23 protein-coding genes are annotated in these 26,769 nt (G+C 40.2%); 7 read left to right on the forward strand and 16 right to left on the reverse strand.

The window, feature by feature from the left end:
• A partial coding sequence (locus VK159_RS01505) for a hypothetical protein (RefSeq protein WP_414672811.1) occupies positions 1-362 on the reverse strand: 362 nt, incomplete at its 3' end.
• 140 nt (positions 363-502) lie between these two features.
• On the opposite strand from VK159_RS01505, the gene VK159_RS01510 reads away from it, so the two are divergent.
• A complete protein-coding gene (locus VK159_RS01510; RefSeq protein WP_324228367.1) occupies positions 503-2,122 on the forward strand; it encodes a beta-N-acetylhexosaminidase in 1,620 nt (539 codons plus the stop codon).
• Positions 2,123-2,149: 27 nt separating this feature from the next.
• Positions 2,150-3,982, forward strand: a complete 1,833-nt coding sequence (locus tag VK159_RS01515; RefSeq protein ID WP_324228368.1) for an AAA domain-containing protein — start codon at positions 2,150-2,152, stop codon at positions 3,980-3,982.
• On the opposite strand, the gene VK159_RS01520 is transcribed toward VK159_RS01515, so the two are convergent.
• The 7 genes from VK159_RS01520 to VK159_RS01550 form a co-directional block, all read right to left on the reverse strand.
• Entirely contained in the window at positions 3,983-4,462 is a 480-nt protein-coding gene (locus VK159_RS01520) for a hypothetical protein (protein ID WP_324228369.1), read from the reverse strand. It lies immediately after the preceding gene.
• A gap of 2 nt (positions 4,463-4,464) precedes the next feature.
• Complete coding sequence (locus VK159_RS01525) at positions 4,465-5,493, reverse strand: FKBP-type peptidyl-prolyl cis-trans isomerase (protein WP_324228370.1); 1,029 nt, start codon at positions 5,491-5,493, stop codon at positions 4,465-4,467.
• 117 nt (positions 5,494-5,610) lie between these two features.
• On the reverse strand, positions 5,611-7,572 hold the full coding sequence (locus VK159_RS01530) for a T9SS type B sorting domain-containing protein (protein ID WP_324228371.1): 1,962 nt from the start codon (positions 7,570-7,572) through the stop codon (positions 5,611-5,613).
• Positions 7,573-7,755: 183 nt separating this feature from the next.
• Positions 7,756-10,260 carry a S9 family peptidase gene (locus VK159_RS01535; RefSeq protein WP_324228372.1) on the reverse strand — a complete coding sequence of 835 codons (2,505 nt, stop codon included), beginning with the start codon at positions 10,258-10,260 and terminating at the stop codon, positions 7,756-7,758.
• Positions 10,261-10,483: 223 nt separating this feature from the next.
• Positions 10,484-11,194: a hypothetical protein gene (locus VK159_RS01540; RefSeq protein ID WP_324228373.1), complete on the reverse strand. Its 711-nt coding sequence runs from the start codon at positions 11,192-11,194 to the stop codon at positions 10,484-10,486.
• A gap of 27 nt (positions 11,195-11,221) precedes the next feature.
• Positions 11,222-12,457 (reverse strand): DUF1343 domain-containing protein, encoded by a 1,236-nt coding sequence (locus VK159_RS01545; RefSeq protein WP_324228374.1) that lies wholly within the window; start codon positions 12,455-12,457, stop codon positions 11,222-11,224.
• Positions 12,458-12,556: 99 nt separating this feature from the next.
• Positions 12,557-12,982 (reverse strand): SRPBCC family protein, encoded by a 426-nt coding sequence (locus VK159_RS01550; protein ID WP_324228375.1) that lies wholly within the window; start codon positions 12,980-12,982, stop codon positions 12,557-12,559.
• Positions 12,983-13,170: 188 nt separating this feature from the next.
• On the opposite strand from VK159_RS01550, the gene VK159_RS01555 reads away from it, so the two are divergent.
• Positions 13,171-13,980 carry a cyclase family protein gene (locus VK159_RS01555; protein WP_324228376.1) on the forward strand — a complete coding sequence of 270 codons (810 nt, stop codon included), beginning with the start codon at positions 13,171-13,173 and terminating at the stop codon, positions 13,978-13,980.
• A gap of 125 nt (positions 13,981-14,105) precedes the next feature.
• Positions 14,106-15,509, forward strand: coding sequence for a hypothetical protein (locus tag VK159_RS01560; RefSeq protein ID WP_324228377.1), 1,404 nt, complete (start codon positions 14,106-14,108; stop codon positions 15,507-15,509).
• A gap of 1 nt (position 15,510) precedes the next feature.
• On the opposite strand, the gene VK159_RS01565 is transcribed toward VK159_RS01560, so the two are convergent.
• Positions 15,511-15,726, reverse strand: coding sequence for a hypothetical protein (locus VK159_RS01565; protein ID WP_324228378.1), 216 nt, complete (start codon positions 15,724-15,726; stop codon positions 15,511-15,513).
• A gap of 130 nt (positions 15,727-15,856) precedes the next feature.
• Between VK159_RS01565 and VK159_RS01570 the strand changes: the two genes are divergently transcribed.
• A complete protein-coding gene (locus VK159_RS01570; RefSeq protein WP_324228379.1) occupies positions 15,857-17,185 on the forward strand; it encodes a caspase family protein in 1,329 nt (442 codons plus the stop codon).
• Here the strand turns inward: VK159_RS01570 and VK159_RS01575 are convergent, their stop codons facing one another.
• Both VK159_RS01575 and VK159_RS01580 read right to left on the reverse strand, forming a co-directional pair.
• Complete coding sequence (locus VK159_RS01575) at positions 17,186-20,686, reverse strand: tetratricopeptide repeat protein (RefSeq protein ID WP_324228380.1); 3,501 nt, start codon at positions 20,684-20,686, stop codon at positions 17,186-17,188.
• Between the two features lie 77 nt (positions 20,687-20,763).
• A complete protein-coding gene (locus VK159_RS01580) occupies positions 20,764-21,759 on the reverse strand; it encodes a YihY/virulence factor BrkB family protein (RefSeq protein ID WP_324228381.1) in 996 nt (331 codons plus the stop codon).
• A 231-nt stretch (positions 21,760-21,990) separates the two neighbouring features.
• Between VK159_RS01580 and VK159_RS01585 the strand changes: the two genes are divergently transcribed.
• Entirely contained in the window at positions 21,991-22,581 is a 591-nt protein-coding gene (locus VK159_RS01585; protein WP_324228382.1) for a PhnA domain-containing protein, read from the forward strand.
• Positions 22,582-22,647: 66 nt separating this feature from the next.
• Here VK159_RS01585 and VK159_RS01590 read toward each other — a convergent pair whose 3' ends face one another.
• The 5 genes from VK159_RS01590 to VK159_RS01610 all read right to left on the reverse strand — a co-directional run bounded on the left by VK159_RS01590 (position 22,648) and on the right by VK159_RS01610 (position 25,793).
• Positions 22,648-23,259 (reverse strand): hypothetical protein, encoded by a 612-nt coding sequence (locus VK159_RS01590; protein WP_324228383.1) that lies wholly within the window; start codon positions 23,257-23,259, stop codon positions 22,648-22,650.
• A 122-nt stretch (positions 23,260-23,381) separates the two neighbouring features.
• The gene (locus VK159_RS01595) at positions 23,382-23,666 is read right to left on the reverse strand and encodes a hypothetical protein (protein WP_324228384.1); all 285 of its coding nucleotides are present in this window, start codon (positions 23,664-23,666) and stop codon (positions 23,382-23,384) included.
• Between the two features lie 33 nt (positions 23,667-23,699).
• The gene (locus VK159_RS01600) at positions 23,700-24,203 is read right to left on the reverse strand and encodes a YqgE/AlgH family protein (RefSeq protein WP_324228385.1); all 504 of its coding nucleotides are present in this window, start codon (positions 24,201-24,203) and stop codon (positions 23,700-23,702) included.
• Between the two features lie 63 nt (positions 24,204-24,266).
• Positions 24,267-25,313: a serine hydrolase domain-containing protein gene (locus tag VK159_RS01605; RefSeq protein ID WP_324228386.1), complete on the reverse strand. Its 1,047-nt coding sequence runs from the start codon at positions 25,311-25,313 to the stop codon at positions 24,267-24,269.
• A gap of 147 nt (positions 25,314-25,460) precedes the next feature.
• Complete coding sequence (locus tag VK159_RS01610; RefSeq protein WP_324228387.1) at positions 25,461-25,793, reverse strand: hypothetical protein; 333 nt, start codon at positions 25,791-25,793, stop codon at positions 25,461-25,463.
• Positions 25,794-26,404: 611 nt separating this feature from the next.
• Here VK159_RS01610 and VK159_RS01615 point away from each other — a divergent pair.
• Positions 26,405-26,743, forward strand: a complete 339-nt coding sequence (locus tag VK159_RS01615; RefSeq protein ID WP_324228388.1) for a hypothetical protein — start codon at positions 26,405-26,407, stop codon at positions 26,741-26,743.
• The last annotated feature ends 26 nt before the right edge of the window (positions 26,744-26,769 follow it).

The raw sequence follows: 26,769 nt of genomic DNA on the forward strand, positions 1-26,769 counted from the left end.
TGCCATATATCAAAGCCTTTCCGTTGCGGCTGTCCCGGTACTGGCCTGTTCGATTGAAACAACACCGTCTTTCCATCGGGACTGAATATCGGATCAATATCTTTCCATTCGGCATTGGCTGTTGAAAAAACAGCAGGTACAGGTTTCTGCCATTTGCCATTGCGTTTTTCTGATTGCATAATGATCAGGGTATCCCTGCCTCCGTTCGACCGTACCCAGAAAGCTGTTTTTGAATCGGGCGAAATAGTCAATCCAAATTCACCACCTGTTGAAATAATACCCGGTTCAAACACCTGAGGAGTTGTTTGTGCTGAAACGAGCGCAGCGCTGAAAATGGCTGCTAAGAATAACCTGCATTTCATGAATAGCTGTTTTGGTAAAAATAGAAGAAGCTATAAAATCAGCTAAAAAATTATGATGAGCAAATTGTTAAAATCATGAAACGATCATGATGATATAGTCTGTAATGCCACGCTTTTGTGTGAGTTCCTATCTTTACAGCATGCAACGACTTTTCTCTACCGTTTTTTTTCTATTGGTTTGTTCTACAGGTATTTCGCAGCAGCTGAATAACATAGTTCCGAAACCTGTAAAAACAGAAGTATTCTTAACAGGTATGGTTGTGTTAAAAACAGGATCTGTTATTGAGTTTGATACAAGATTTAAGGAACAGGCCAGTTACCTGCAGCAACAACTGATTCAGCAATGCGGTTTGCAAACGAACCTGCAATCAGCTAAAACTAAAGCCGCAATTATTCTGCAGTATGATGCATCAGTCATTACAAAAGAAGAAATGTATGAATTGACAATTCAGCAACAACAGGTTGTGATCAAAGCAAGATCAGTTCGTGGAGTGATGAATGGCATACAGACCCTGTTTCAATTATTACCACTGCAAAAAACGGCTGAAGTAAGTTTACCTGCCGGTCGTATTACCGATTATCCCCGTTTTGCTTACCGTGGAATGCATTTAGATGTGGTGCGTCATATGTTTCCATTGGATTACATTAAGAAATATATTGACTATCTCACCTTCCATAAATTCAATACGTTTCACTGGCATTTAACGGATGATCAGGGCTGGCGTATTGAAATACTTTCTTATCCTAAACTCAACAGTGTTGGTTCATGGAGAGATTCCACACTCATTGGTCATTTTAAAGATACTCCTGCACGTTATGAACATAAACGTTATGGTGGTTATTATACAAGAGCTGAAGTGAAAGAGATCATTGCTTATGCAGCAGTGCGTGGCATTACCATTATTCCTGAAATTGATATACCGGGACACAGTCGTGCAACCATCACGGCTTATCCTGAGTTCAGTACCGATCCAACAAATAAATGGGGTGTTGCAGCAACATGGGGTATGTATAACCGGGTGAACAATGTGCTTGCACCTAACCCTGCAACATTTACTTTTTTACGCACCGTGTTTCATGAAATAGCAGACCTGTTTCCATCGCCCTATATTCATGTTGGTGGTGATGAGTGCAGTAAAATGTGGTGGAAGCAAAGTGCAACTACACAACAATTCATCAAAGACAATAAACTGAAAGATGAAGTAGCGTTGCAAACATATTTTATTGAACAGGTGAGCAAATACCTGAAAGAAAAAAAGAAGAAAGTCATTGGCTGGCACGAGATCATGGAAGGCAAACTTGATACATCCACCATTGTGATGAACTGGGCCAACGATGCAAAAGCAATTGAAGCAGCAGGCAAAGGTTTCAATGTGATCATGACGCCTGGCAAGCCGTACTACTTTGATCATTATCAAAGTAAGGACCCGAAAGACAGTTTAGCTATACACGGCTACAATCCGTTGCAGGCTGTGTATAATTATGATCTTGTTCCTGCATCCATCAAACAAAAAGGATTAGCGCATAAAATTCTTGGCGGGCAAGCAAACGTGTGGACAGAATACATGGAATGGAGTACGAAAGTTGACTACATGGTTTTCCCCCGCATGACAGCGGTAAGTGAAAGCTTATGGAGCCAACCGGCACAAAAAAATTACAACGACTTTGTACGTCGCTTAAAAGCCAACATCATTCCCCGTTATCAATACTGGAACAGTTCATGGTTTACAGGTTTTGAAACATGGACAGCGGATAAATAATCACTCATTAGTAATTAAGAAGAATTCATGCATCCGCATATCGCCACATTATTGAAATGTATTGATCTTGAAGAAAAGGAACAAGCCAACCGTTACCAGCTTGATCAATCGCATACATTAAAGCAGCTTAAAGCTGAAGGCTTAGCCTTACACCCGATTATTGTAACACGCAGAACATTCGGCTATGCTGATTATCCGGAAATCAGTTTTAAATTAAGTTTTCCTCCCGAAGCCAATATGTTCAGGGATGGAGCAGCAATTGAATGTTTTATTTCGGGAGAAGAACCGGTGAAAGGAGTTTTATTAAATCTTGATGGAAAGAACGGCGAGTTCCGTTTATTTGCTCCGGATTTTCCTGATTGGATTGAGGACAATGGTGTTGGTATCAAGCTTGCTCCTGATACACGCACAACGAGTATCATGAAAAAAACATTGCAGGGTTTGGAGAATAACAAACCACTGTATGACTTGTTTGAACAGCTACATCAAACCTCATCTACTGCAACTTCAACGATTCAACAACAAACAAATAACATTCAGTTCAGGAATAAGAAGCTGAATGAAAGTCAGCAGCAGGCAATAGCGAACATTGTTGCCAATGATCAGCTTTGTATTGTGCATGGTCCTCCGGGAACTGGTAAAACAACCACACTCATTGAAGCTATTGTACAACTGGTGCAGCAAGGTGAAAAAGTATTAGTATCAGCACCCAGCAACACCGCAGTTGATCATTTAGCAAAAGGATTACTGCAGCAAGGTATTAACCTGTTACGTGTGGGCAATACAAGTAAAGTGGATGAGCTGATTTACAAACATACGCCTGAAGGAAAACTCAATAACAGCAGCGCATTAAAAGAGATCAAGCAATTAAAAATACGTGCCGAAGAATTCAGGAAGATGGCCCTGAAATATAAACGAAGTTTTGGAAAGGCTGAACGGGAACAACGAAGCCTGTTGTTCAAAGAGGTGAAGAACATTCGTACTGAAATTAAAAAACTGCAACACTACAATGAAGAAAAATTATTTGCAGAAGCACAAGTGATTGCAGGAACACCCATTGGTTTGTATGATGCTGATCTGAAACAAACCTTTCACACATTAGTGATTGATGAAGCAGGACAATGCATTGAACCGTTGGCCTGGTGTATTTTCCCAATGGCAGAAAAGATCGTATTGGCTGGTGATCATTGGCAGCTACCTCCTACTGTGTTGAGTAATGAGGCAGCGGTACTTGGTTTCAATCGATCTGTTTTAGAAGCAGCCATTGAAAAAACAACAGCCGTTTCTTTGCTGAATATTCAATACCGTATGCGAAAAGCTATTGCAGACTTCAGCAGCAGTTATTTTTATAAAGACCTTTTACATACAGCTGAACATTTGCAAAACACAGGCGTACACCTCACTTTTATTGATACTGCAGGTTCCGGCTATAACGAAACACATGGACCAGATGGCGTGAGTTTACAAAACGAAGGCGAGTTAAATATTGTTCGTCAGCTATTGGAGCAGGAGCAACTTGATCCCATACACACTGCTTTCATTTCACCTTACTCAGGGCAAGTGATGGCAGCAAAAGAACAATTGCCGAATGGACTACGCATCAGTACCATTGATAGTTTCCAGGGTCAGGAAAAAGAAAACATCATTGTATCACTTGTGCGGAGTAATGATGATGGAACAATTGGTTTCTTAAAAGATTACCGCAGGATGAATGTGGCCATGACAAGAGCAAAAGAACAACTCTTTGTAATTGGTGATAGTGCAACTATAGGGGCAGATGCATTTTATGGAGCTTTCTTATCCTATGTGGAGCAACACGGTACTTACAGAACGGTATGGGAGTTTGAAATACAGATCTGATCAGTTTCCCTCAAGTTTTCTCACTGCTTTTACATAATCGTATTGCAGGTCTTCATGCATCGATGCAACAGCTTTGTTGATCTTCTTCAATTGCGCTTTGTAAATATTGCTGATGATGGTATTGCTGTTAATTGCAGTACCAAGTTCTTTTATTCTCGTACATAAATGAATCAACACTTCTGCTTCCACTGTTTCGCTCCCGCTGTAACGAATATATTTGGCAGCAGTCCTTGCAATTTTACGAAGTGTCTTTTTTACAAAATAAACATTGCTCCTGTTGATGTCTTCAAACAATTCATCTGTTTCTTCATTCATATGTTTGATGTATAAAGCCGTATCATCTGCTTCAAACAAAAGATAAGTGAGTAATTCTTTATTTTCTTTTTTGAAACGTGCAAGACGCAAGCAAAGCTCTGTTACTTTTGCCTGTGGCAGATTTACTAACTCCTGTTTGATCTCCTGTACAGTTGCTGCTTTCATACTTATAACTGAGGCTTTACATCAACCACTTCCACTTCAAATACAAGTGGACTGTTTGGTGGAATTTTTGCGGTACGTGTGCGTATAGAATAAGCAAGTCCTGATGGTATTACTATTTTGATCTTCCCGCCCACTTTGCAGTAAGGTACAGCTAACTGCCAGCCACGAATCAATCTGCTTAACGGGAATGTTGCAGTTTTCTCCTTTGTTTGATCGAATACAGAACCATCTTCAAGTAAATAACCTTTGTAATAAACCACCACGGTATCGGTCACCAAAACATTTCGTCCTGTACCTTCTTTCATCATTGTGTAATAAACATCGTTGCCTTTCAGCTTTGCATCGGTTTTACCTGAGGTGATCGCCTGCTGAATAGTTTGTTCATCAATTGTTGCCTGCTGCACACTGTCGATATTTGAGAATGGTGCAAGTACCGGCGCTTTAGAAGCTGTTGCTGACAATTCTCTCAAGGATCCATTTCCCTGTTGCACCCAAACCTGCTGAATGCTCAAAGCTGTTGGTTGTTTTTTTGTATTTGCAACAAACGTTGATGCTGATTTTAAAGCCCCCCATGTGCCACTCACCTTACAAGTGCCGATCAATTTCCATTTATTTTGTTGAGGAAAATAAATATAACCGGAATACAATGTAAAGTTTGCTGCAGAATCGCTGGCAGTTGCAAGATACAGTTGTACAGATTCATTTACAGGCAGATCATATTCCCACTCTAGTTCATCTTTACCATCTTCTTCCACATCAATTCCCCTGGCAACAATCGTTGCTGTTTCAGGAAAACTCAATACGATCTCTTTTTCTTTCTTATCAGCATCAATAAATAATTTCACATCGCCACTCAGTATACCTGCTTTTACTTCTTTGCGTGTGTTGATCTTTTGTGCATTTATTTGCACAAGCAATCCATTGGCCCTTAAACTATCTGCCAAAGTATATGATTGAGTTGCCTCTCTCTGCGCAGAAACTTTTGTATTGACACAAATAAAACCGGTAACAATTAGTAAAAAGTATTTCATGCTTTTAATGTTTTTGATTTTACCATATAGAAACGACAGGCAACACATGGAAAACGCTTCAAACATACTAAAGCATCAGCAATAAGAATAAAAAGAGATTGATTGTTTGAAGAAATATCAACGGATAATGGTGAGCATACCCTTGCGGTTATAAATTTTTCCATCAATACCTACACCACTGAACTGCCATACATAGGCACCAGGTGCCTGCGGAACGCCTTTATAAGTTCCATCCCAGCCAAGACTGCCAACCGGCCAGTTAAAAAGTTCCATGCCCCATCGGTTAAATACTTTAAACGAATACACCTTTTTAATACCATCCGTAACAGGATAAAAACGATCATTTAGATTGTCATTATTAGGAGTAAACACATTGGGCACATATACCGTTACTTCCTTAATTGTTTTTACCAGCTGTGTATCTATCGTAACACAGCCAACTGCTGTAACCATTCGTATTTGATATAACTGATCACCAATATTGTCACGTTCAAAAACCGGGGAGCTGGTGTCGGCATTACTCAGGTAAATCGGCGGCATCCATACTACTTCCATACCAATCGGTCTTGATTGCAGCGGCAGCGGCGTATTTTGAAACGTATACTGTATTGGATATGTTTGCCCGGGTACAGGATCTTCAATTGTTACAGAAACACTACGTGTAGTTAAGGCACATCCGTCAGCATTTTTCACGACCGCATAGTACCTGCCCGATTGTGTTACCGTCAACCGGTTTTGATTCGCACCTGATAAAATGATACCGTCCCTGAACCATTGCGCATTTACATCGGGCGAAACGATCAATACCGCACTATCGTTAGGCGAAGCACTGCAAAACATTGTTGAACCCCGGAATTGCAAAGTGGTATCAGGAGATGTAGAGGTAACAAAAACAGTATCCCGTTTAAAGCATCCACCACCTCCGCTAAAGACTGTAAGTATATACTGTGTGGATGTTGCAGGTGTTGCAAATGGGTTGGCAATGTTTGGATCAGACAAACCCGTTGCCGGCGACCAGCGATAAGTTAAACCCGGTTTGGAATTTTCTCCAATGAGAATAGGATCAGAGCCGCAATAGACAGTATCAGGGCCTGCATTTGCTTTTAACGTAAGTGTATCAACCAATCTTGCATATAATGTATCCTTACAACCATATCCATTGAAAGGCGTTACTTCCACGGCAAGCAATGAACCGGTTGGAAAAGGAGGCCGCAGTTGCAACTGCTGGCTGTTGCCTAACATTTGTGAGAAGTTGCTGTTGAACCATTTGTAATCCTGGAAGCCGTATGGCGCTACAACATTTACTAATGTGTCATTCGGACAATAAGTAGCTCCTGTAAACTCGCCGGTACATTCAGTATTCACATCAATGTATGCATAACCAAAATGACGTACAAACGTACAATCAGCAGTTTTGAAAAATAAGCGGATGGTTTTACCTGCCTGTCCGTTTAAATTGATGGTTACCGCTGTCCAGTCTTTGAAATAAACAGGTGTGTTTTCATTAGCCCTCACCGGCGCTTCAAAAAAGCCAGGCAATCCGCTGCCAAAAGGAATAAACTCAAATGAAGAACATTCGATAACAGAATTATCGGAAACATTCAGCACTTCAATTTCCAAACGTGGCTGTTCTTCTATGCGATGATTAGGGCCTTCAAATACAACTGCATAATGATAAGTAATGGAATAAGTATTCATATTGGCCGGAATCGTAAACTCATAAGAAAGGCCTTCAGCTTGTGCACCTCCGGATGTATTTCCAAGCTTTACAGAATAACCACTTCCGTTGGGACAAACAACAGGAAATCCACCAAACATATCACGATCAGCAAAATTGGAGACACGATTAAACATTTCGTGCTGACCTGCATAACCAATTCCGTTAGCGGATAAAGTAATCGTATTGGTACCACCTGAGGCAGACACTGATCCGGTATATGCCGTCCAGTTAGAGAAATCACCTCGTTCAAAATCGATATTGGGTGGACAAATTTGTGCGTTTGAAGATAAACATAGAAACATAACGGTAAACAGTGTTACCATGTGTGTACGAATAGTTCCATGTTGATGAATCTTCATAATGTAACCCAAGATAAGCAGCACTAACCCCGGCTTACTAATTTACCAAAAAAACAAACCCCTAGTATATGAATTTTTAATTGTTGAATGTTTAGACAATGTTTTTAACGAAAAAACTGACAGAACATAAAAAAGCCGGTCAATACTGATTGGCCGGCTTTCAATTTTATGACAATTGCATCTCTATTTGCCTGGATCGCCCCGCTCAATTTCCCGATTCATTTCTTCCATATCCACCGGCTGTGAATCATCGCCCAACAGGTAACGGCAGAAATAATCGCACATTTTCCAGAAGAAATATTCAGTCATTGTTCCATAACCATGGCGCTGACCAGGCAGTACCACAAGTTCGAAACGCTTATTGGCTTTGATGAGTGCATTTGCCATGCGGATAGTATTAGCAGGGTGCACATTATTATCAATATCACCATGACTCAACATCAAACGTCCTTTCAGGTTCTTTGCCAGTTCGGGGTTGCGTTCGATGGAATAAACAAAACTTGTATCGCCTTTATCACTCACCTGTTCTTTTACACCATGATGTTTTTCACTCCACCAGCGATTGTAAATATTATTCTCATGGTTACCTGCACTGCTCACTGCCACTTTAAAGAAATCAGGATATACCAGCATTGCGGCAGTACTCATAAAACCACCACCACTATGTCCGTGAATACCCACTTTGTTTGCATCAATAAATTTATGACGATAGCTTAGTTGTTCAATAGCTGCTTTCTTATCAGCCAAACCATAATCACGCAGGTTACCGTAACCGTAGTTGTGATACCATTTGCTGCGTGACGGATGACCACCACGATTACCAACAGTAATCACCACAAAACCAAGTTGCGCCAAACGATCAACACGATCCATACCACGGCCAAAAGCTTTGTTTACAGCTTCGGTTTGTGGCCCGGGATACACATACTCAATAATGGGATATGTTTTCGTGCTGTCGAAATCAAACGGCTTGTACATTACACCATACAGATCAGTAATACCATCTGCGGCTTTCACTTTAAATGGTTCAGGGAATTTGTAACCTGCTTCAAGCAAACCACTCATATCTGTTTTTTCAAGCTCCATAATAGTGCGTCCGTTATTATCCTGCAATAACGAAACAGGTATTGTGTTTACACGTGAATACGTATTTACAAAATAGCGGATGTTATCATCCATACTTGCACTGTTATCATAACCGGCACGTGTGAGTAATTTCAAACCTGTACCATCGAAGTTGATGCGATAAAGATGCAGATAGTATGGATCTTCATTTGGTTCACGACCATTGGCAGTAAAATACAACACACGGTTCTTTTCATCAATGCTTTCAATGTCCTCGCAATGGAAAGCACCGCTGGTGATCTGGTTCTTGAGTTTACCATTTTCATCATACAAATAAAAATGGGCCCAACCATCACGCTCACTCCATTGAATAAATTCTTTGCCGCCATTTACCAAACCAAGCCTGCGTGTTTCCACGTAGGTGTTCATTCGTTCTTCAATGATGGGCGTTACTGCAGCACTTGCCACATTCACTGCACAAACATCAATACGCTTCAGATCTCGGCTGGTACGGGTCATGTAAAATTTTTCATTGGTACCATGCCAGATCGTTGCACGGTTTTCTTCATCACGCTGACTTTGTTTTAAAGGAGCCGACCATACAGCGATCTCCTGGTCTTTAAATGCAGCTGCATTAATTTTCTTTGACGTTTTACTTTCAAAGTTGAAAATATAAAGCTCACGGATGGGCGCTTCTTTTTCACCGGGCATCTGGTACTTGTATGTTTCAAGTGTAGGACGTGGTTCAGCAACATTGTTGATCACCCACAGATCTTTTACCTTACGGTTATCGCTACGTGTAAGTGCAAAATGTTTACCATCGGGGCTCCACATCACAAATACCGATTTACGTTTGTCTTTATTTTTTTCTTTTTCTACATTGGTTTCATTACCGAAACCACCACCATAACCGTAATCTTCAACACCATCAGTTGTTAACTGGTACTCAACAATGGTACTGTCTTCTTCTTTGATCTGTGCTTTACGGTAGTTTGCACTATCCATATAATACAGGTTATGTTTTTTAGAGAAGAGAACATATTTTTTATCGGGTGAGAACGAGGCCCACATCAATCTGTCTTTCGGTTTTTGATAATCCTTCAGCTCAGTTAATACTGCTGTGTTGAGATTGTATTCAAAATAGAATATTTTTTTCTCTGTTGCTGCAGGTGCTCCCGGACGGGCTCCACCTCTTCCACCTGTACGTGCCGCAACAGTATCTTTCTTTACTTCATCAATGGTACTCTTGATTTCAAACGTAATACTGTTTTCATCTTTTGTGAATTTCAGTTTTTCAATGGGCAGGTGTTGTGCATCAAAGGGATCTTTTACAATCTTCGTGATCTCTGCTGCAAGCTTTGCGTGATCGAACATAGCACGTTTGCTACCCTTTGTTGCATCAACAATATACCAGGTCTTTCCTTCACGTGTTTCGTACACATACCAGAAACGGTCGGTCAGTTTCAGCCAATGCGGATCAACCGATGTGCTGAACAACATTTTATTGATTTTCTCCGGTGAAAAACGGGCTGCTAAAGCGTAATTGCCTTTTTTAGCGGCGGACTGCTGTGCAAACAATGCAACAGACAGAAACATCATACAGATGGTTACAAAAATTCTCATGCGTGGATGGTTTGTATTGAATTGGAATGACGGGCATTAAGCAAGGAAAGCTTTAAAGATAAGGGGCGACTGCAAACGAACGCCTGAGAAGCTTTACCAATTACATGAACGGTTGAAGAAAGCCGTAAGCTATTAGCCTTTTTCTGCCAGCAATGCAACCTAAGAAACAAGCTGATGAATCCTGTATTTGCCTGCAGCTAACAGCTTACCGCTGGCAGCTTCCCTACAATCCTCTCGTCCATATTTCATGAATGGGTTCGCCACGGGAACTGAGGCCGGAGTGGTGCCAGTTATTGCCTTCTACTTTTCCATCAAAACTCAAAGAAGCTCCCACCCTTGTGCTGTCTCTTGAAAAGAATTCGATATGCTCGGTATACTTTCCATCAACGAATGTGTATGTACCGCCACCGGTTCCAAAAAATTCTTTGGTCTCAATATTTATAGCGATCCATTGAAAACGTGTACCTGTTAATAACTTGATCGTTCTTCTGGCACCGGGTGTAATGGTTTGCATAGTCCCATTGTTCATACGACCGGTGATAAGCCAATGACCAGCCAATTGGCTTTTGCTGTCATCAACACGGTTATACGTTTCTTTTGATCCGTTAACGGTGAGACCCAATGTTTGTTGGTTGAGCATTATATTCATCGTTTCACTTGTGCCCACAACTTCTTTCTCCGCTGTATGAAAAAGGTATTTGATAGAAAGCTGATTGCCTGCAACACTATAAGAACCGCCTTTTGTAAAGCTGAACACTTTATTGGCAACATCATACTTTGTATAAGAGTAATAGCCATCCTGGAACAGGAGCGTAATTGTTGATGACCCATCTTGCCTGCTCCATGCACCTGTAATACTTGATTGTGCAGAAACATTGACGATGCTTATTGTAAACAATAAAACAAATGCAGTTAAAAGTCTTACCTGTTTCATATCGTTTAGTTTGAGTGACTGATTTGGTTATGGATACAACAAATATTTCTTGCGCATGATCTTATACTTCGATAAACCCGGCTCCCAAGATGCATAAATTTCAGCAGCTGATTTTCCTGCAATGATCTGTTCTTTAAATTCTGCAGTACCGGCCAGTTTATTGATATCGCCCATCTGGTTACTTTGTGAACGATCAAAGAATTTTGATTTGTCAGGAAAGGCTGCATACAGTTCTTTCATCCATTGTACATTGATGCGTTTTGTTTTACGCAGTTGATTGATATCGTACTTGCGCAGATCAAGTCCAAAACATTCTTTGTTCATATGCAATGGCGTTTCTGCCATACCAGGAATGCTGACCGGTGTAAAGGAGAATTGGTATTTGCCTTTCAGCAAAGGACTACCCAATACGGTAAATGGAAAATAAGTACCACGGCCATGATTGAGCGCCACACCTTCAAATAAACAGGTAGAAGGATACAGCATAATACTCTGCTGCGTATTTAAGTTGGGTGATGGAGGCACAGGCAATGTATACGCCATGTCGTGATTGTAATTCGCCACTTTAATGATCTTAAGTTTACATTTCAGTTTATTGGGCAACCATCCCTGCCCATTGATCATTTGTGCAAACTCAGCAATGGTCATACCATGTGCAATAGGAATCGGGAACATACCAATGCCCGATTTATATTTCATATCAAGTATTGGTCCGTCAACCAAATAACCATTGGGGTTTGGACGATCAAGTATCAACAACTCTTTATTATTCTCCGCACATGCTTCCATGATATGGCTCAGCACATTGATGTAAGTATAAAAACGGCAACCCACATCCTGTATGTCGAAGATCATGAGATCAACATTCGACAGATCTTCTTTTGTTGGTTTACGTTTTGGTCCGTATAAAGAAATAACAGGCACGCCTGTTGCAGGATCTTTTTCATCTTTCACTTTTACACCGGCACTTGCTTTTCCACGGAACCCATGTTCAGGGCCAAATACTTTTACAATATTTACACCCAATGAAATAAGACTATCAACCAAATGACGTTGACCAATGATGGTGGTTGGGTTGGCCAACACTGCAATACGTTTACCTTTCAGGTAAGGAAGATATTTTTCAGTTTGATCTGCACCCGTGATTAATTGTTTCGGTTGAAGCTCTTCAATATTTTTTTCGTTTACACTTTGCAGTAAAGCAAGACATGTTACGCCTGTAATTAAAAAGTAAAATGATTTTGCCCGAATGATCGATTTCATATTGCTAAACTATTTCTATTTATAATAACCCGAACTACCACTCAAAAAAAATCCGGACTTTTAACAAAGCCCGGATTTTGATTAATAACTAAGCATCGCTTATAACTGCTCTGTGTAGTTCTTAAAGTTATCAAGTATTGCCTGCCAACCGGCTTGTTGCATTTCAATTGAGTTTTCACTTTCCGCATCAAAGCTCTCCACTACTTTCGTGGAATTGCCGTCTGCTGTAAAATCAATTTTCACCTTACGTCCGTCTTCCATTGTGTATGCAATTTGTTCATTGGTAGTAACCGCATCATAAACACCGCCAAATTCAAAACCCATACTGCCATCTTTTGCTTCCATGCGTGATGAGAAGCTGCCGCCAACACGAAGATCGTTCTTCGCCCATGGCGTATGCCATTCGGGTGATGCAAAAGCCCATTTGGTAATGTGTTCCGGGTTATTCCAACTTTCCCATACGGTTGCTATTGGTGCGTTCACTACCGTTTGAACTGTGATCACTGTTGCTGCCTGTGTTTCCATGTTATTTGTTTTAAGAATGATGATGATTGTTTAACAGTACAAACTTCCGAACTGTTTTTTAAATTAGGGCTGGGTAAACCCGAAAAATAACGGGGTAAATGCGACAAAAACTCATCACATAAAAAATGCAGAGGTAGCCTGTCAGATCAGCAGAACAGAATAATGTATTTTTAGAAAAAGTATTTTGCATGAAACAATACCTCTCTGTTTTATTCATCATTGCAGTTAGTTGCAATCAACCTGCCGAAAAACAAACGCTCTCCCAATTTCTTTCAAAAGGAAAATGGATCGACCTGAGTTATGATTTTTCCAGTGAAACGATCTACTGGCCCAATAACCCCGTTGGCTTTAAACTCGATACACAATTCAATGGAAAAACTGTCGGCGGATATTACTATTCATCAAATGCCTTCTTTTCTCCCGAACATGGCGGCACACACCTTGATGCACCAGTGCATTTCGCAGAAGGCAAATGGAGTACTGACGAAATTCCATTGGAGCAGTTGCTGGGAGAAGCAGTGGTAATTGATGTTACGGCAAAAACAACCAACAATGCCGATTACCAGGTAACAGTTGACGATGTTACTACATGGGAAAAAGAAAACGGTGCTATCCCTGATGGGGCTATTGTTTTATTCCGTACCGGCTGGGGAAAATTTTACCCGGATGCTGCAAACTATTTAGGCACTGCTGAAAAAGGCGAAGCAGCAACAGCCAAACTGCATTTCCCATCCATTCATCCGGAGCTGGCTTCATGGCTGAGTAAAAACAGGAAGATCAAAGCTGTAGGCGTTGATACCCCAAGTATTGATTACGGACAATCGAAAGATTTTAAAACACATCAATTGCTCTATGCAGAAAACATTCCCGGTTTTGAAAATGTGGCAAACCTTGATGCGCTGCCAACAAAAGGTGCTTATGTTTTTGCACTACCCATGAAGATCAAAGGAGGAAGCGGCGGACCATTGCGTATGATCGCCTGGGTTGAGCAACCCTAACCATCTTTATTATTTCTTAATAGCTGAAGTATACGCATCTGTTTTGCACTTCCTGAATTACGGCTTATCTTTCCGGAATACGTGATTCATTGGATACACCCAATGAATAAACAACCACATTGTACATGAAACTGCTTAATCTCTTCTTCATATCTCTTTTGAGCCTGACAACTATTGCAGCGCAAACACCGGTGGCCGACAGTTTAAACAAACTACTCTTAGCTGAAAAGATCGATTCAAATAAAGTGCGTTTGATGTGGCAATATGCTGATGAGATCAATAACAGTGAGCCGGAGAGAAGTATTCTTATCTCTCAAAAAGCTGTTTACCTGGCCCGTTCAATTAAGTACACCGAAGGTCTTTCACGCTCGCTTGGCATATTAGCCAACGGGTTTATCAATATCGGCAATTATCCAAGAGCACTCGATTATCATTTGCAAAAATTAAAAATTGAAGAGAAGAGAAACAACCCACGTAATATGGGTAGTGTGCTCATCAATATCGGCATCGTGTATGTGTTAGAGCAGGAATACGAGAAAGCACTTTTTTATTACCGCAAGGCCGATTCGGTTATTACAGGCAACAATGTAGAAGATCTTATTTACCAGGTAAAACTTAACCTTGGTGATGCATTTGATAAACTGAACATACTTGATTCAGCTTTTCATTACTACAATATGTCGCTTAAAAGAGCTGAAGTGCTCAATAACAATTATTATATCGGTATCTCAAAGATCGGGCTGGGGCATTATTATCGTAAAAAAATCGACTTCGATTCTTCTGCAACAAACTACAGAACGGCCATCCGGATTCTTACAGCAGAAAATGATGATTTTTTGCTTTGCGAAACCACATTGGGATTTGCCAAACTGTTTAAACAAAATAATCAGCTTGATTCTGCCCAACATTATGCCGCTCTTTCAGCAAGTATTTCGAAAAAGGGGAATTTTTTATCAAACGAACTTGATGCCGCAGAATTTTTAAAAGACTATTACAGAGAACAAAAAAATATTGACAGTGCCTTTGCTTATTTTACAATCGTCCAAACACTAAACGATTCTATCAACAGCAAAGCCAAAGTGCGTGATCTGCAAATACTGTCTATTAATGAACAGACAAGGCAATTGCAGCTTGAAGAAGATAAACGTATTGCTGCCAAAGAACGTTCGCAGCAATTACAAATGCTGTTCATCGCATTGTTCATTCCGGGCTTCTTCATTCTTACATTGTTACTGAGCCGTGTAAGAATACCTATCAGAGTAATAAAAGTATTGGGCGTACTTTCTCTACTGATCTTCTTTGAATTTTTGACACTTCTTTTGCACCCGACCGTAAAAGAAATAACGCATCATACACCGGTTCTTGAAATGCTCATCTTTGTTGCCATTGCTTCCATTCTGATTCCGTTGCACCACAGGGTTGAACATTGGCTCATAGAAAAGTTATTGCAGAACAGGGAACGGATTGCCGGAGAAAAAAAGATCCGGATCAAATCGACCCGGATCAAACTGTCATCAAACAAAAAATAGTTTAATTAGTTTTTATCACTGGTTTTTGAACGCCGGTGGTATCCATTTTTGTTGTGTCTTTTGCAGTAGTATCAGCAGGAGCTGGTGTTGGTTCCGGAGTAACAACCGGTGTGTCAGCAGCCGGTTCAGTTTTTTCGCCTTCGTTGTTGCAGGCGGTTGCAAATACGGTAAAAAGCAGCATGGCTGCCATCAGTCCCTGGTTGATTTTTTTGTACATAAGCTTTAGTTTTAGGTCGTAAGTGTACGAAAGTTTTTCAGTATGGCAAAATATGCCAGCCCGAAACTGCCAACAGCTCCCTTTGAAAACCTGAATGAAAAGATTAGTTTTAAGAACCAAAACCACATTTATGAAGAGAACCTGCTGTCTTGTTATCAGTTTTTTGATGCTGTGTTCCACTGCAATTACTGCCCAAAGTATTTACCATTTCCAATACAAACTTCCTTCAGCTGACAGCCGGACTTACGAAGCTTTTTTTGTGCGTAACAGCAGCTCAGGTGGTTTTGTGCGTATCCTGCATAACAATGCTGCCGGGCAACCTGTGATCACTGAGATGAAGCTGAAAGAGCAGTTTGTGAGCGGAACCAACAGCATTATCGATCCATCTGTTGTTTATTACAAAGCCACTAAACCTGAACTGATTGATGGTGATGACGAACCTGCCGCTGATAGTCTTTCTTTCTGGTTTGCTCTTAACGCCCAATCAAACGAGTTTGAGCCATCAAAAATTACTGCCTTTACTGCTGATGGAAAAGAAGTGAACGCTGAGCTTATGAAAGCTGAACTGCAAAATTCATCAGGCCTTCGGAAAGAAGTGGTCTTACGTTTTTTTGATGAGAATGATCAGTTGTATGTAACCATGTTCAAAGCTGTAACAAGGGGGTTAAATGCAAATGAAAAAAACATAAAGATGCATGTGATACTTGTTTGCGCCACTACCGATCCAACACTTAGCCAGTTCAGCATTTATGATCTTGACCGTGCAGAAAATCTATACAAAAAACTTGCTGATGAAATTGGTATTAAAGCAAACATCATTAAAATATTTGGCAATAGCTACAACAAAAAAAATGTAGACGCAGCGGTAAAAAATCTTAAACCTGCTGCTGCAGATATTGTTGTGTTTTATTACAGCGGTCATGGGTTTCGCATGCCGAAGTTAAACCGCCCTTACCCGTTTATGGATCTGCGTTCAGATGTAAAAACGCAGGACTACAAACAACACACAATGAATATTGAAGATATTTTTTTGACACTTAAAAGCAAACCCAACAGGTTTACACTTGTTGTGAGCGATTGCTGTAATAACGATCCCGAAGCAACCAACAGTATTGCTCCTACTCCACCCGAGCCCCGTGCATCTGATCTGAAATGGAATTATGAAAACCTACGAACGCTGTTCCTGAATCCCAAGAAGACATCCTTACTCATAACAGCGGCCGATAAAAATCAACTTGCAACAACCAATCCAAAACTGGGAGGATTTCTGTCTTACTACTTTAAACAATCGCTTGAAAATATGTTGGCGAGCAGCAATCCAAGAGAAGTAAGCTGGTTTAAAATATGCGAAGAGACAAGAGCAAAAACTATTATTCAGGCAAAAAATACCGCATGCGCCAAACCACCAATACCTGCAAATGGTTGCGTGCAGTATCCCATTTACAAATTCCTGTTTTAATTAACCGGGATCAGGGTATTGAATAAACTGATAGTTTTTCATCAGTCTTTTCCATTTTGGTTCAGTTCGGTAAGTATTCCATACTTCATCAAACTTCAGCACATACGAATAAAGAAATCCCTTGTCCAATGCTTTTTGTAACCAGCGCCATGCCTCTTTTTTATTGCCAAGTTTCGCATAGATGCGTGCAATAGAATACATTGCCTCAACATTATCCGGTTTTAAAGCGAGAAAAGTTTTGTAACGTTCAATTGCTTTTTTGGGTTGATTGGAAAGCAATTCAATTCTTCCGAATAAACTTTCGATCTCTGCCAGCTTGTAAACATGGGTTACTTCTGCCTGCTGCAATAACTCCGATGCTTCTTTAAATTTTGACGAATGCGCATAATACTTTGCAAGCAACAACTGTTTGGGGAAATTAATTTCTTTTCGATTGAGCAATGTATCAAGATGCATTTGCGCTGAAGTAAATTGATAAAGTCTGTCGAGTACATCAATGAGTTTTAAACGAATACCGGAATTCTTGTCCTGCAGATCAATTGCTTTTTGATAATGTTTGGGTGCATCTTCAACCAAGCCCTGCCATACATACAGATCACCCAGCTTATCATTTATTTCGGCAAGCAGGTATTCATCTTCAGTCAATAAAGAATCAGCTTTCAGAAAACACGCAATCCCTTGTGTAAAAGGTAGCCTGATCTTATCTGCAAGCTGCACAACGCTATCAATACCCGGCAACGTTTCAAATCTAAAAGGCTCAACATTAAGCATGGCCATTCTGTTGATATGGCTTGATTTGTCTTCATCAGGTTTATACTCTTTGTAGTCGATCCTATACTTATCGGGATCTTCATTTACTGTTTCGTACAATAATTTGCCTGCCTTGTAAAACCAATTGCCTTCACCCGGTAAGCGCACATGCATACGTTTGTAGAATGAGAACAGTTCATTTCTACCATCGGGAAAGTTAATATTCCTGTAAGCAAAAATCACCTGTTCTGCTTCCTGGTAGCGATCAATTTTTTCAAGCATACTCCATAACAGGTAATAGCCACCGTAAAAATCAGGCTGCTTTTTAATGATGATACGGTACTGCTGTTCACTCTCCGTAAAATGGTTCCATTGCTCGTATAATGTACCTAAGAAATAATGATCTTCAATTTGGCGGTAGTAATTTTTTATGAATTCCTTCAGTACGCATTCTTTTACAGGCGACTCAGGCGTATGCTGTTGCAACGAATCAACATACCGAGAAAAAGAAACTGAATCTTTGTAATAATCAACTGAAAAATTAAACATCAGTTCAGCCCCCTGTCTAAGCTTATTATCATAATAGAGTTTGCCTAAATAATGAAATGCCAGCGGATTTGTTTTATCTAGTGCAATTACTTTTCTGAAATGATCTTCAGCAGTAAAAAAATCATTGCTGCGGTAAGCATCCATAGCAATGGCAAAGTTGCCAGCCACATCATTTTCGTTTACCAGTTTACTATCAAAATAGCACGGCTCGTATACAGCATCAAATTGATCAATTACAGGCTTAGGAAGCTTCATATGCCTGGGTGCATTGAAAAAATAACCACGTTTGCGAACATCTGCTTCAAAGAAAAATGAATCAGCCTGTGCATAGTTTGTTGTTTTCAGATAGGTATAACCCAATCGTTCAAACGGAAGATAATGCCGGCTGTTTATCTTGATACTTTTCCTGAACATTTCTTCGGCGGTAAGCCATTGGTTCATTTCTTCGTGCATGATACCTGCACTTACATAGGTGTTTTGAAAGCCCGGCTGCAAAGCCACAGCCGTGTTATAAGCATCTTTTGCTTTATCGAATTGTTTGGTGGCCGTATACAATCCAACAAGGCTTGCCCACGGCAATACCCACTTAGGACTGATCATCGCCGCTTTTAAAAAATATCCCTCCGCCTGCTTATACTTTCTTTTGTCGAAGTTGAGAATGCCCATTTCATGATTGATGTACGCAGCATTTTCTTCCAGTGCATACGCTTTCTGCTGCATGTTGAAAGAAGAATCGAATAACGACCTACTATTTTCTACCAACGGCATTTTTAACCTGCATGCAACGCCCAGCATGTAGTAATACTTTACCTGCAGATTTTTATACAATGGATTTTCAACATCTGCCAGGCGCAATGCAAACGCCAACATCTTCGGATATACATCATATCCATTGGTAAGAATATTATAATAACGTCTTCGCTCAAGCTCAGCTTCTGCACCATCCAGATAATCATTGATCACTTCCTGAACATGATTATCAATAGCCACCAGCAATCGATTATTGAATTGCTTCTGTAAGCGCTTATTATTATTATTATTCAATTGCTTTTCGAGCAGTTGTAATGTGCGAACACTTGTTCCGATAATTATCGTGGTGTCGCCTGCATTGGTTTGAGCACTACGAATAGTTCCTGATAGCTTTTCTATAGAACGTATCGCTTCCTGTACTACAGCCAATGAGATATTCTCCGTACTTGCAGACTTAAGCCGGTCGTAATCAAGTAGAACATCAGGACTATAAGAAGTGTATAGTTCGAAAAAATAATCAGCCAACTGCTGTGCACTCATTTCTGTTTGTTGCCGTACCACTGCCGAAGGTAAGGGTGCAGATACCTGCTGTTGTACTTGTGCAAACTGCTGTTGATTAACTGTTGCCAGTAAAAGCTGATCAGCTCCCACCAATGCCGGTGTTTGTTTGTGCCTGATCTTTTGCAAAGTGGGGTCTTTCGCAATAACACTATCCATGTATTGCCTTGCTTCTTTTACTGTAACAATTCCATTTTTATCTGCATCTGCAAAACCGGTTAACGCATTAAGGAAATAATATGAGAACACACCACGACCACCACCCCATGCTTCATTTTCAACAGCCAGTTCATTTGGTCCGCAGGAAGTAATGCGTATTTCATTGTCTTTTGCTTTACGTAATTCATTGCCCACCAAAAACTTTAAACGGTAATCGCTTGTAACCAATGTTCCGCTATGGCATGCGTCGGTAATGAGAATTACTTTTGCTTTTGATTTAGCAGATAATGTATTGGCATAGTAATTCAAGTCTTCAATACGTATAGCGTTATTAATATAATTTGTACGGGGTGTGTTGAAGGCAAGCAGAAATCCAAGTCTGCGTGCTGTTTCCGATTCCATATCTCCATGGCCGGAGAAATAAAAATAGACGAGATCGTCTTGCTGCACTGTTTCAGTTAACCAGCTGAGCGCATTGTAAACCGCAGCGTTGGTTGCACTTGAATCTATGAGTAACCTGATATTGTCCTGCGGCACTGTACCACCGGCAGATGATTGAAGATAATCAGCAAACATCTGTGCATCCCGGTTAGCAAATCGTAATTCTCTGATACCGGGGTTCTGGTATTTTGAAATGCCAACGATAACGGCGTAGGTATTCCCCTTTTTTAATTGCTGAGCATACGTAATACTACAATAGAGGAAGCAAAGAACAAACAGAAACGCTTTGTGCATGTTTTGGTTTTACCCAAATAAGATACATTATTTTTTTTGACGTGAGCAGACAATCGATCTGAAAAAATGCAAGAAATTTATTCGTCGTCTCTTTTGAGTGAATTGGCGGGAACTTCTATCACCGTCTTTGCTTCAGGCTGCTGTTCAATTGATTTTTCTGATTCCACTTCTATTTCCTGCACCCACACTGCATATTTATTCGGGTATATTTTTGATCCGGTATGTGCTGCATATACATGCGTGAATACGGCACCGAAATATAAGATCATGGCTGAATAGTAAACCCATAACAATAAAACTATGGCAGATCCTGCCGTACCATACGTTGTAGAGAGTTGGCTTTGTCCTAAATAAAAACCAATTAAAAATTTTCCAATCATAAAAAGAATGGCCGTTGTAAATGCACCGGTTCTAACATGCTTCCATTCAATCTTTGCATCAGGAAGTATTTTAAAGATCATTCCAAATAGCAATGATGTTATACCAAACGTGAGTATAAGATTAAATACATACACCATAATCACCGTTATTTCAGGAAACAGAACGGTCAGCCTGTTTAACAGCAGATCCATCAAACCATTTATCACCAGGGACACAAGCAAAATAAAGCCCAGACCAACCACCAATGAAAATGAGAGTAACCTGTTCACGATTAAACGGAAGTAACCTTTCCCTTTATACGGCTTTGTCTTCAATTTCCATATCTGGTTAATTGAATCCTGAATTTCACTGAACACACTTGTAGCACCCACCAGCAATGTTACCAAACCGATCAATGTTGCAAACTTACTTTCGTATGATAAAGCAGCATTACGAATGGTTTGTTGAATTTGTATGGCAGCTTCAGTTCCCACAAAACCGGATATCTGATTGTACAATGTTCCTTCAATTGCCTCCCTGCCCCAAAAAACATCGCTCACAGAAATAATAATAATGAGCATGGCGGGCAGTGAGAAGATGGTGTAAAATGCCAGCGCTGCACTCAACTTTAATACTCTGTTATCAATAAAATCGGAGAATGATTGTTTGATGATCGACCACATTGTTGTAAATAAAAGTTTTATTTTTTTCATTGCAGCAAATTTTTCAGCAAGCACCTCTTATCTTCTGTTCGCTGCTGCCTGTTGATTGTTTGTTAAAGATAACTGATCGCCGGGCAAACAGCTGTAATGCTTTCCCTGAGGCCCAACCGGTCCATTCGGCTGGCAAACAGGTAATAACGGGCAAATTCTGTACCTGATGATAAAAAATGAATGAGGAAGGATGAAATAATTACCTTCGCCGCCTTAACCAAAAACGAAACAATGAAACTGGCAGACCTGCTGCAACAACGAAGCGAAAACAAATGTGAGCTATGTAAATCGGATACAAACCTTACAGTGTACGAAGTTCCGCCGCAAGATCAGTCAAATGCCGATAACAGTATTTTCATCTGCAGTAAATGTTTGGCGCAGGTTGAAAAGAAAGAAGAACTTGATAGTAAGCATTGGGGTTGTTTAACAGAAAGTATGTGGAGTGAAGTTCCGGGTGTGCAGGTTGTGGCGTGGCGTATGCTTAACCGCTTACGCAATGAAAGCTGGGCCGCAGATAATTTAGATATGATGTATCTCGATGAAGATCGTTTGGCGTGGGCCAAAGCAACGGGTGATCATGAAAATGACGGAAGTGTTGATTTGCACAAAGATTGTAATGGTGCTCAATTATTAACCGGCGACTCAGTTGTACTCATTAAATCACTTGATGTAAAAGGTTCAACCCTCAATGCAAAGATGGGAACGGTGGTGAAGAATATTCGTTTGGTGGAAGAGAATACAGAACAGATTGAAGGAAAAATTGAAGGACAGACCATTGTGATACTTACGAAATATGTACGAAAGCAAAACGAGAAACAATAAATAAAGTCATATAAAAAAGCCCTGTTGATTTATCGTCAACAGGGCTTTTGGTATTATGCAAACTGCTTAGGGTAATTTCACATGTTTAAATGAACCACTAACCGTAAGATCACATTGATTAACAGGATCAATTGGCTGACCAACAGATTGTACCGTTGGATCATTGATCAGATTTCTTGCTTTTACTTCATAATCACCGCTAATAAGTTTACGTTTCGAATCGTATGCAGTGATCGTTAATTTTCCTTCAAACACTACTCCGAATCTTGAATCTGTAATACCCGACCATGAACTGCCATTCAACTGATTTACAAAATATACATACCGTGCATGCATTGCCGTTGCCGATGATTGATCGAACGTATATGTTTTTACTAACCCCGTTTCAAGATGAGCAGCATTGATGGTGAGCAACAACGCATCGCCTGCACTGTTATTAACTGTTGGAGTTGCATCAAAAAAGAAAAACAGTTGATCAGCTTCAACTCCGGCGCTGGGTTTTAGCAGATTTGTATTGATGTAAAGTGCCTGCTTTACAAAGTTACCCTGGTTGGGTAACAATATCACACGTGATAAACTTGACTCTGTAACTGGGTCAGGTATTTCTTCAACAGGTTTGCGACAGGAAGAAGCAGCAATTAAGCAGAGCAAAGCAAGAAAAAGAATGAAACGGTTCATGATGATGAGGTTTGATGGAAAAGCATGTAAATATATCGGACATGATTTTACTGCAAACCACATAAAGATGTGAATCTTCAACAGACATATTTATAAAACGGGAACCTGAGACAGAGAAGTGATCAAAGTAAAGCTTTCACGATCATTTCCCATTCTTCCTGCAGGGAAACGGAAGGTCTTATTTTATCGGCACGACGATACCAGTAATCAGCGTTAGCAATATCGCCTTCCTTGCGATGAAGATAAGCATGTACCCGGCAGGCAGTAAGATCATGCAAATGATCGACCAACGAATGGGCTTCATGCCAATCTCCTTTTGCATCGTACCACATTGACTGAAGATACACACTGCTGCCAGGCGGCGGAGCTGATGCAGAAATGCTTTGAAGAAAGGTTTTGAATTGCATGAATTGATTTTAGTGTAAAAACTTTAAAAGAATTTAAGCTTCAATAGTTGTATGTAATTTATCCCATACTGATTCAGTAGCAGTTGAAAAAACAAGATCACCCGATGCGTTGGTAAGTTGCCAGCTGCCTTCTTTTATTTCATCTTCCAGTTCATTTACATCCCAACCACAATAACCTATATAAAGCCTGACATCTGCAACAGGTAATTGTCCAGTGTTCAATAACTGCACTGCTTTTTTAAAATCGCCACCCATGTATACATTGTCAGCTATCTTTTCTCCGTCTGCGATAAGATCGGGTCTGCGATGCATAAAGTAAAGCATATCGGTTTGAACCGGTCCTCCTGCATACAACGGAACAGCAATGGAATGTTTAAATTCTTCAAGCTCATTAAAATTTCTTGGAAACAGTTGATTAAACACATAACCGATCGTACCTTTTTCATTGTGTTCTGAAATGACAATCGCCACTTTTTCAAACTCAGTACCATTAAGTAAATCTGTACTGATGATGATGTTGCCTGCTTGTAAGTTCATGATCATATTTTATCGGCAACAAGGTAATTAAGAAAAAGAGAGAAAAGCAATGACGGAAAACAGTTAATTTTTATACAGTATCTCTGCAATACCCTGCGCAATAACGCCGGCATTTGTATGATCTGAATTTGTAAGAATGATGAATGCCGTTTTATCAGCAGGGAAACGATAATAAATACTGCGGAAGCCGGGCAATGATCCACCATGATTGACCAATAAACGATTTTTAAACGTTGCTACACGCCAACCATAACCATAATAATCGATCTTAGGCGTAACTATATCTGTTCTTACGGTATCCGTCCACATTTGTTGCCAGCTCTGCTTTGATAATACCTGAGCATTCTGCATCAGCATTTCCCATTTCAACATATCAGTGATACTTGAAAGAAAGGCGCCGCTTGGCCGAAAAGCAATATAATCTGTTGCTTTATACAATGAATCTTTACCAGCCAGCACGTAACCGTCCGCTCTTTCAGGCACGATCATTCTTGTTGATGTTGGCTGTATGCTCAGTCCATGTTTTGAAAAAACTTCTTCCCGCATGAATTCAGGAAACGGCTTGCCACTCACCTGCCTGATGATATCGGCCAACATAAAATAACCAAGGTTGCAATACTGCCACCTGGTTCCAGTGGCAAATACCAATGGCATTTTGTAAGCGGCTTTAATCAAAACAGTATCGTGTTGCAGCAGCATTGGTTGAAAGGCCGGCGATTCCCGTACTAATCCGGATGTATGATTCAACAGATGACGGATAGTAATGTTACTCCACGTTGCAGGTGCATCTTTAAAATATTTTGTAACGGTATCGGTCAGCTTAATTTTTCCGGATTGGATCAGTGTCATGATTCCTACAGCCACTACCTGTTTGCTTAACGATCCTATTTTGTACACACTGTTTTGTGAAGCAGGAATTTTATGTTCAACATTCGCCAGGCCATACCCTTTTGCCATTACTATTCTACCATTCACAATAATGCCAATGCTCAGCCCGGTGATCTTTTGATCATGCACCTGTTTTGAAACAAACTTGTCGATCTCATCAAGTTGTTGTGCATTCAGGGGCAGTGAACCAAGTAGAAGTAAGAAGCAAAGAATCGATCTCATGATAAATAAGATTTCAGCAACTGCTATCAGCAGCAGTACTAAAACTGAAGATACAGATATCCATCAGGAAGCACAATTCTGCATGCATACTATGCAGATAAAGTTGCCGTCAGGGAAAAGAATAATCAATAAAGCTTTCGTAAAAAATTAAATCCAGAAGCCCAGCTTTCGAAAGAAAGGTTCTTTCACATGGAGTTTCTTCGAAACAGACCTTGTGTAATGACGCAGTATTTTTATTGATGCGGGGAGTGCGCTTGCCACAGCAGCTTGCTGATCGGAGTTTTCACTCAACTGTGTAATACAATTATCCAATCTTTCAGCAAACGTGGTATATAAAGGATCTTCCTGAAGTTGATTGATAAGATAAACTGCATAAGAAAGTGTATCACTGATTACCTGATGGGGACTATTGCTCAATGGCATGTCTGCAAGAAATTCAGTTACTTGTTTCAACTCTTCTAATATGTAAACCTTATCCATGAGAAACTAATTAGTTATTATAATGAAATTATAAACGAAAGGATGGTGTGTTTGGCAGCGATGTTCGGTCAAATGGATAAAGGAAAAGCTCAGCTAAATTTGGTTTCTACAGGAGAGATGATTTTCAGACGGCTGAGGCGTTTTAGCACCGGTTTCTTCCAGAGGATCAGGGATACAGCGATTTGAGTGGACGTGTAAAATACAACTTTCAGCCGGTGAATGTAAATATTTGACAAATTAATTTTGTTTCCTAAACACCGTTCGTAATTGCATTGAATTGGAACATTTGGCCATAAAGCTGGCCCTGTACCCCAATACCTCACAGACACTGTTGAAGTAAAGCGAGTAACACATCATAATATTATGAAATCTATACCCTGTCAGGCTTCAAATAACTCAGAAGCTACGCTGCGTTATCAACCTCAAAAAATAGAAATGCGACGGGGCGATACCCTCGCCGGTGATGAAACCCCGAGTAGTGAAATGCGCTTCACTTAAGATTTCCCACGCTTTACATGCTTAATTCAACTGCTTGCTCATTTATTTTAGACAGCATTTCGGCGTTACTCTATTTTCACTCTGCATTTAACTGTGATCATTTTTTTATCGAAATGAAAATAAAGGCTGTCATATTATTATTTTGCTTTTGCAGTTTACTCGACGGTACTGAATCGTTTGCTGATTACGTGGGATCATTATTCAGCAGCCAAACCTGCGGCAACTTTACAGTTGAGAATGGTTTGAAGAAAACTGATCATCCATCAACCAATACCGGCAATACTGAAGGATCCTGTTGCTGTAATAATTCTGTGAGTTCAGTCTATGTATTGCAAAATGAATTCAGCTATTCCACATCTGCAAAAACGTGTTTCAAACCAATTGCATTTGTGGTGAATCATTACCGCACATCTTACCTCTCCAAAGTGTGGCGCCCGCCGGCACTTGCATGAGACGATATCACAAAAAACAATTTCAA

It is taken from the genome of Lacibacter sp., from assembly GCF_035299325.1.
Lineage (GTDB): Bacteria > Bacteroidota > Bacteroidia > Chitinophagales > Chitinophagaceae > Lacibacter.

Coding starts and splice junctions, on each gene's coding strand:
- VK159_RS01510 (WP_324228367.1), top strand. CDS start 503: ATGCAACGACTTTTCTCTACCGTTTTTTTTCTATTGGTTTGTTCTACA.
- VK159_RS01515 (WP_324228368.1), top strand. CDS start 2,150: ATGCATCCGCATATCGCCACATTATTGAAATGTATTGATCTTGAAGAA.
- VK159_RS01520 (WP_324228369.1), bottom strand. CDS start 4,462: ATGAAAGCAGCAACTGTACAGGAGATCAAACAGGAGTTAGTAAATCTG.
- VK159_RS01525 (WP_324228370.1), bottom strand. CDS start 5,493: ATGAAATACTTTTTACTAATTGTTACCGGTTTTATTTGTGTCAATACA.
- VK159_RS01530 (WP_324228371.1), bottom strand. CDS start 7,572: ATGAAGATTCATCAACATGGAACTATTCGTACACACATGGTAACACTG.
- VK159_RS01535 (WP_324228372.1), bottom strand. CDS start 10,260: ATGAGAATTTTTGTAACCATCTGTATGATGTTTCTGTCTGTTGCATTG.
- VK159_RS01540 (WP_324228373.1), bottom strand. CDS start 11,194: ATGAAACAGGTAAGACTTTTAACTGCATTTGTTTTATTGTTTACAATA.
- VK159_RS01545 (WP_324228374.1), bottom strand. CDS start 12,457: ATGAAATCGATCATTCGGGCAAAATCATTTTACTTTTTAATTACAGGC.
- VK159_RS01550 (WP_324228375.1), bottom strand. CDS start 12,982: ATGGAAACACAGGCAGCAACAGTGATCACAGTTCAAACGGTAGTGAAC.
- VK159_RS01555 (WP_324228376.1), top strand. CDS start 13,171: ATGAAACAATACCTCTCTGTTTTATTCATCATTGCAGTTAGTTGCAAT.
- VK159_RS01560 (WP_324228377.1), top strand. CDS start 14,106: ATGAAACTGCTTAATCTCTTCTTCATATCTCTTTTGAGCCTGACAACT.
- VK159_RS01565 (WP_324228378.1), bottom strand. CDS start 15,726: ATGTACAAAAAAATCAACCAGGGACTGATGGCAGCCATGCTGCTTTTT.
- VK159_RS01570 (WP_324228379.1), top strand. CDS start 15,857: ATGAAGAGAACCTGCTGTCTTGTTATCAGTTTTTTGATGCTGTGTTCC.
- VK159_RS01575 (WP_324228380.1), bottom strand. CDS start 20,686: ATGCACAAAGCGTTTCTGTTTGTTCTTTGCTTCCTCTATTGTAGTATT.
- VK159_RS01580 (WP_324228381.1), bottom strand. CDS start 21,759: ATGAAAAAAATAAAACTTTTATTTACAACAATGTGGTCGATCATCAAA.
- VK159_RS01585 (WP_324228382.1), top strand. CDS start 21,991: ATGAAACTGGCAGACCTGCTGCAACAACGAAGCGAAAACAAATGTGAG.
- VK159_RS01590 (WP_324228383.1), bottom strand. CDS start 23,259: ATGAACCGTTTCATTCTTTTTCTTGCTTTGCTCTGCTTAATTGCTGCT.
- VK159_RS01595 (WP_324228384.1), bottom strand. CDS start 23,666: ATGCAATTCAAAACCTTTCTTCAAAGCATTTCTGCATCAGCTCCGCCG.
- VK159_RS01600 (WP_324228385.1), bottom strand. CDS start 24,203: ATGAACTTACAAGCAGGCAACATCATCATCAGTACAGATTTACTTAAT.
- VK159_RS01605 (WP_324228386.1), bottom strand. CDS start 25,313: ATGAGATCGATTCTTTGCTTCTTACTTCTACTTGGTTCACTGCCCCTG.
- VK159_RS01610 (WP_324228387.1), bottom strand. CDS start 25,793: ATGGATAAGGTTTACATATTAGAAGAGTTGAAACAAGTAACTGAATTT.
- VK159_RS01615 (WP_324228388.1), top strand. CDS start 26,405: ATGAAAATAAAGGCTGTCATATTATTATTTTGCTTTTGCAGTTTACTC.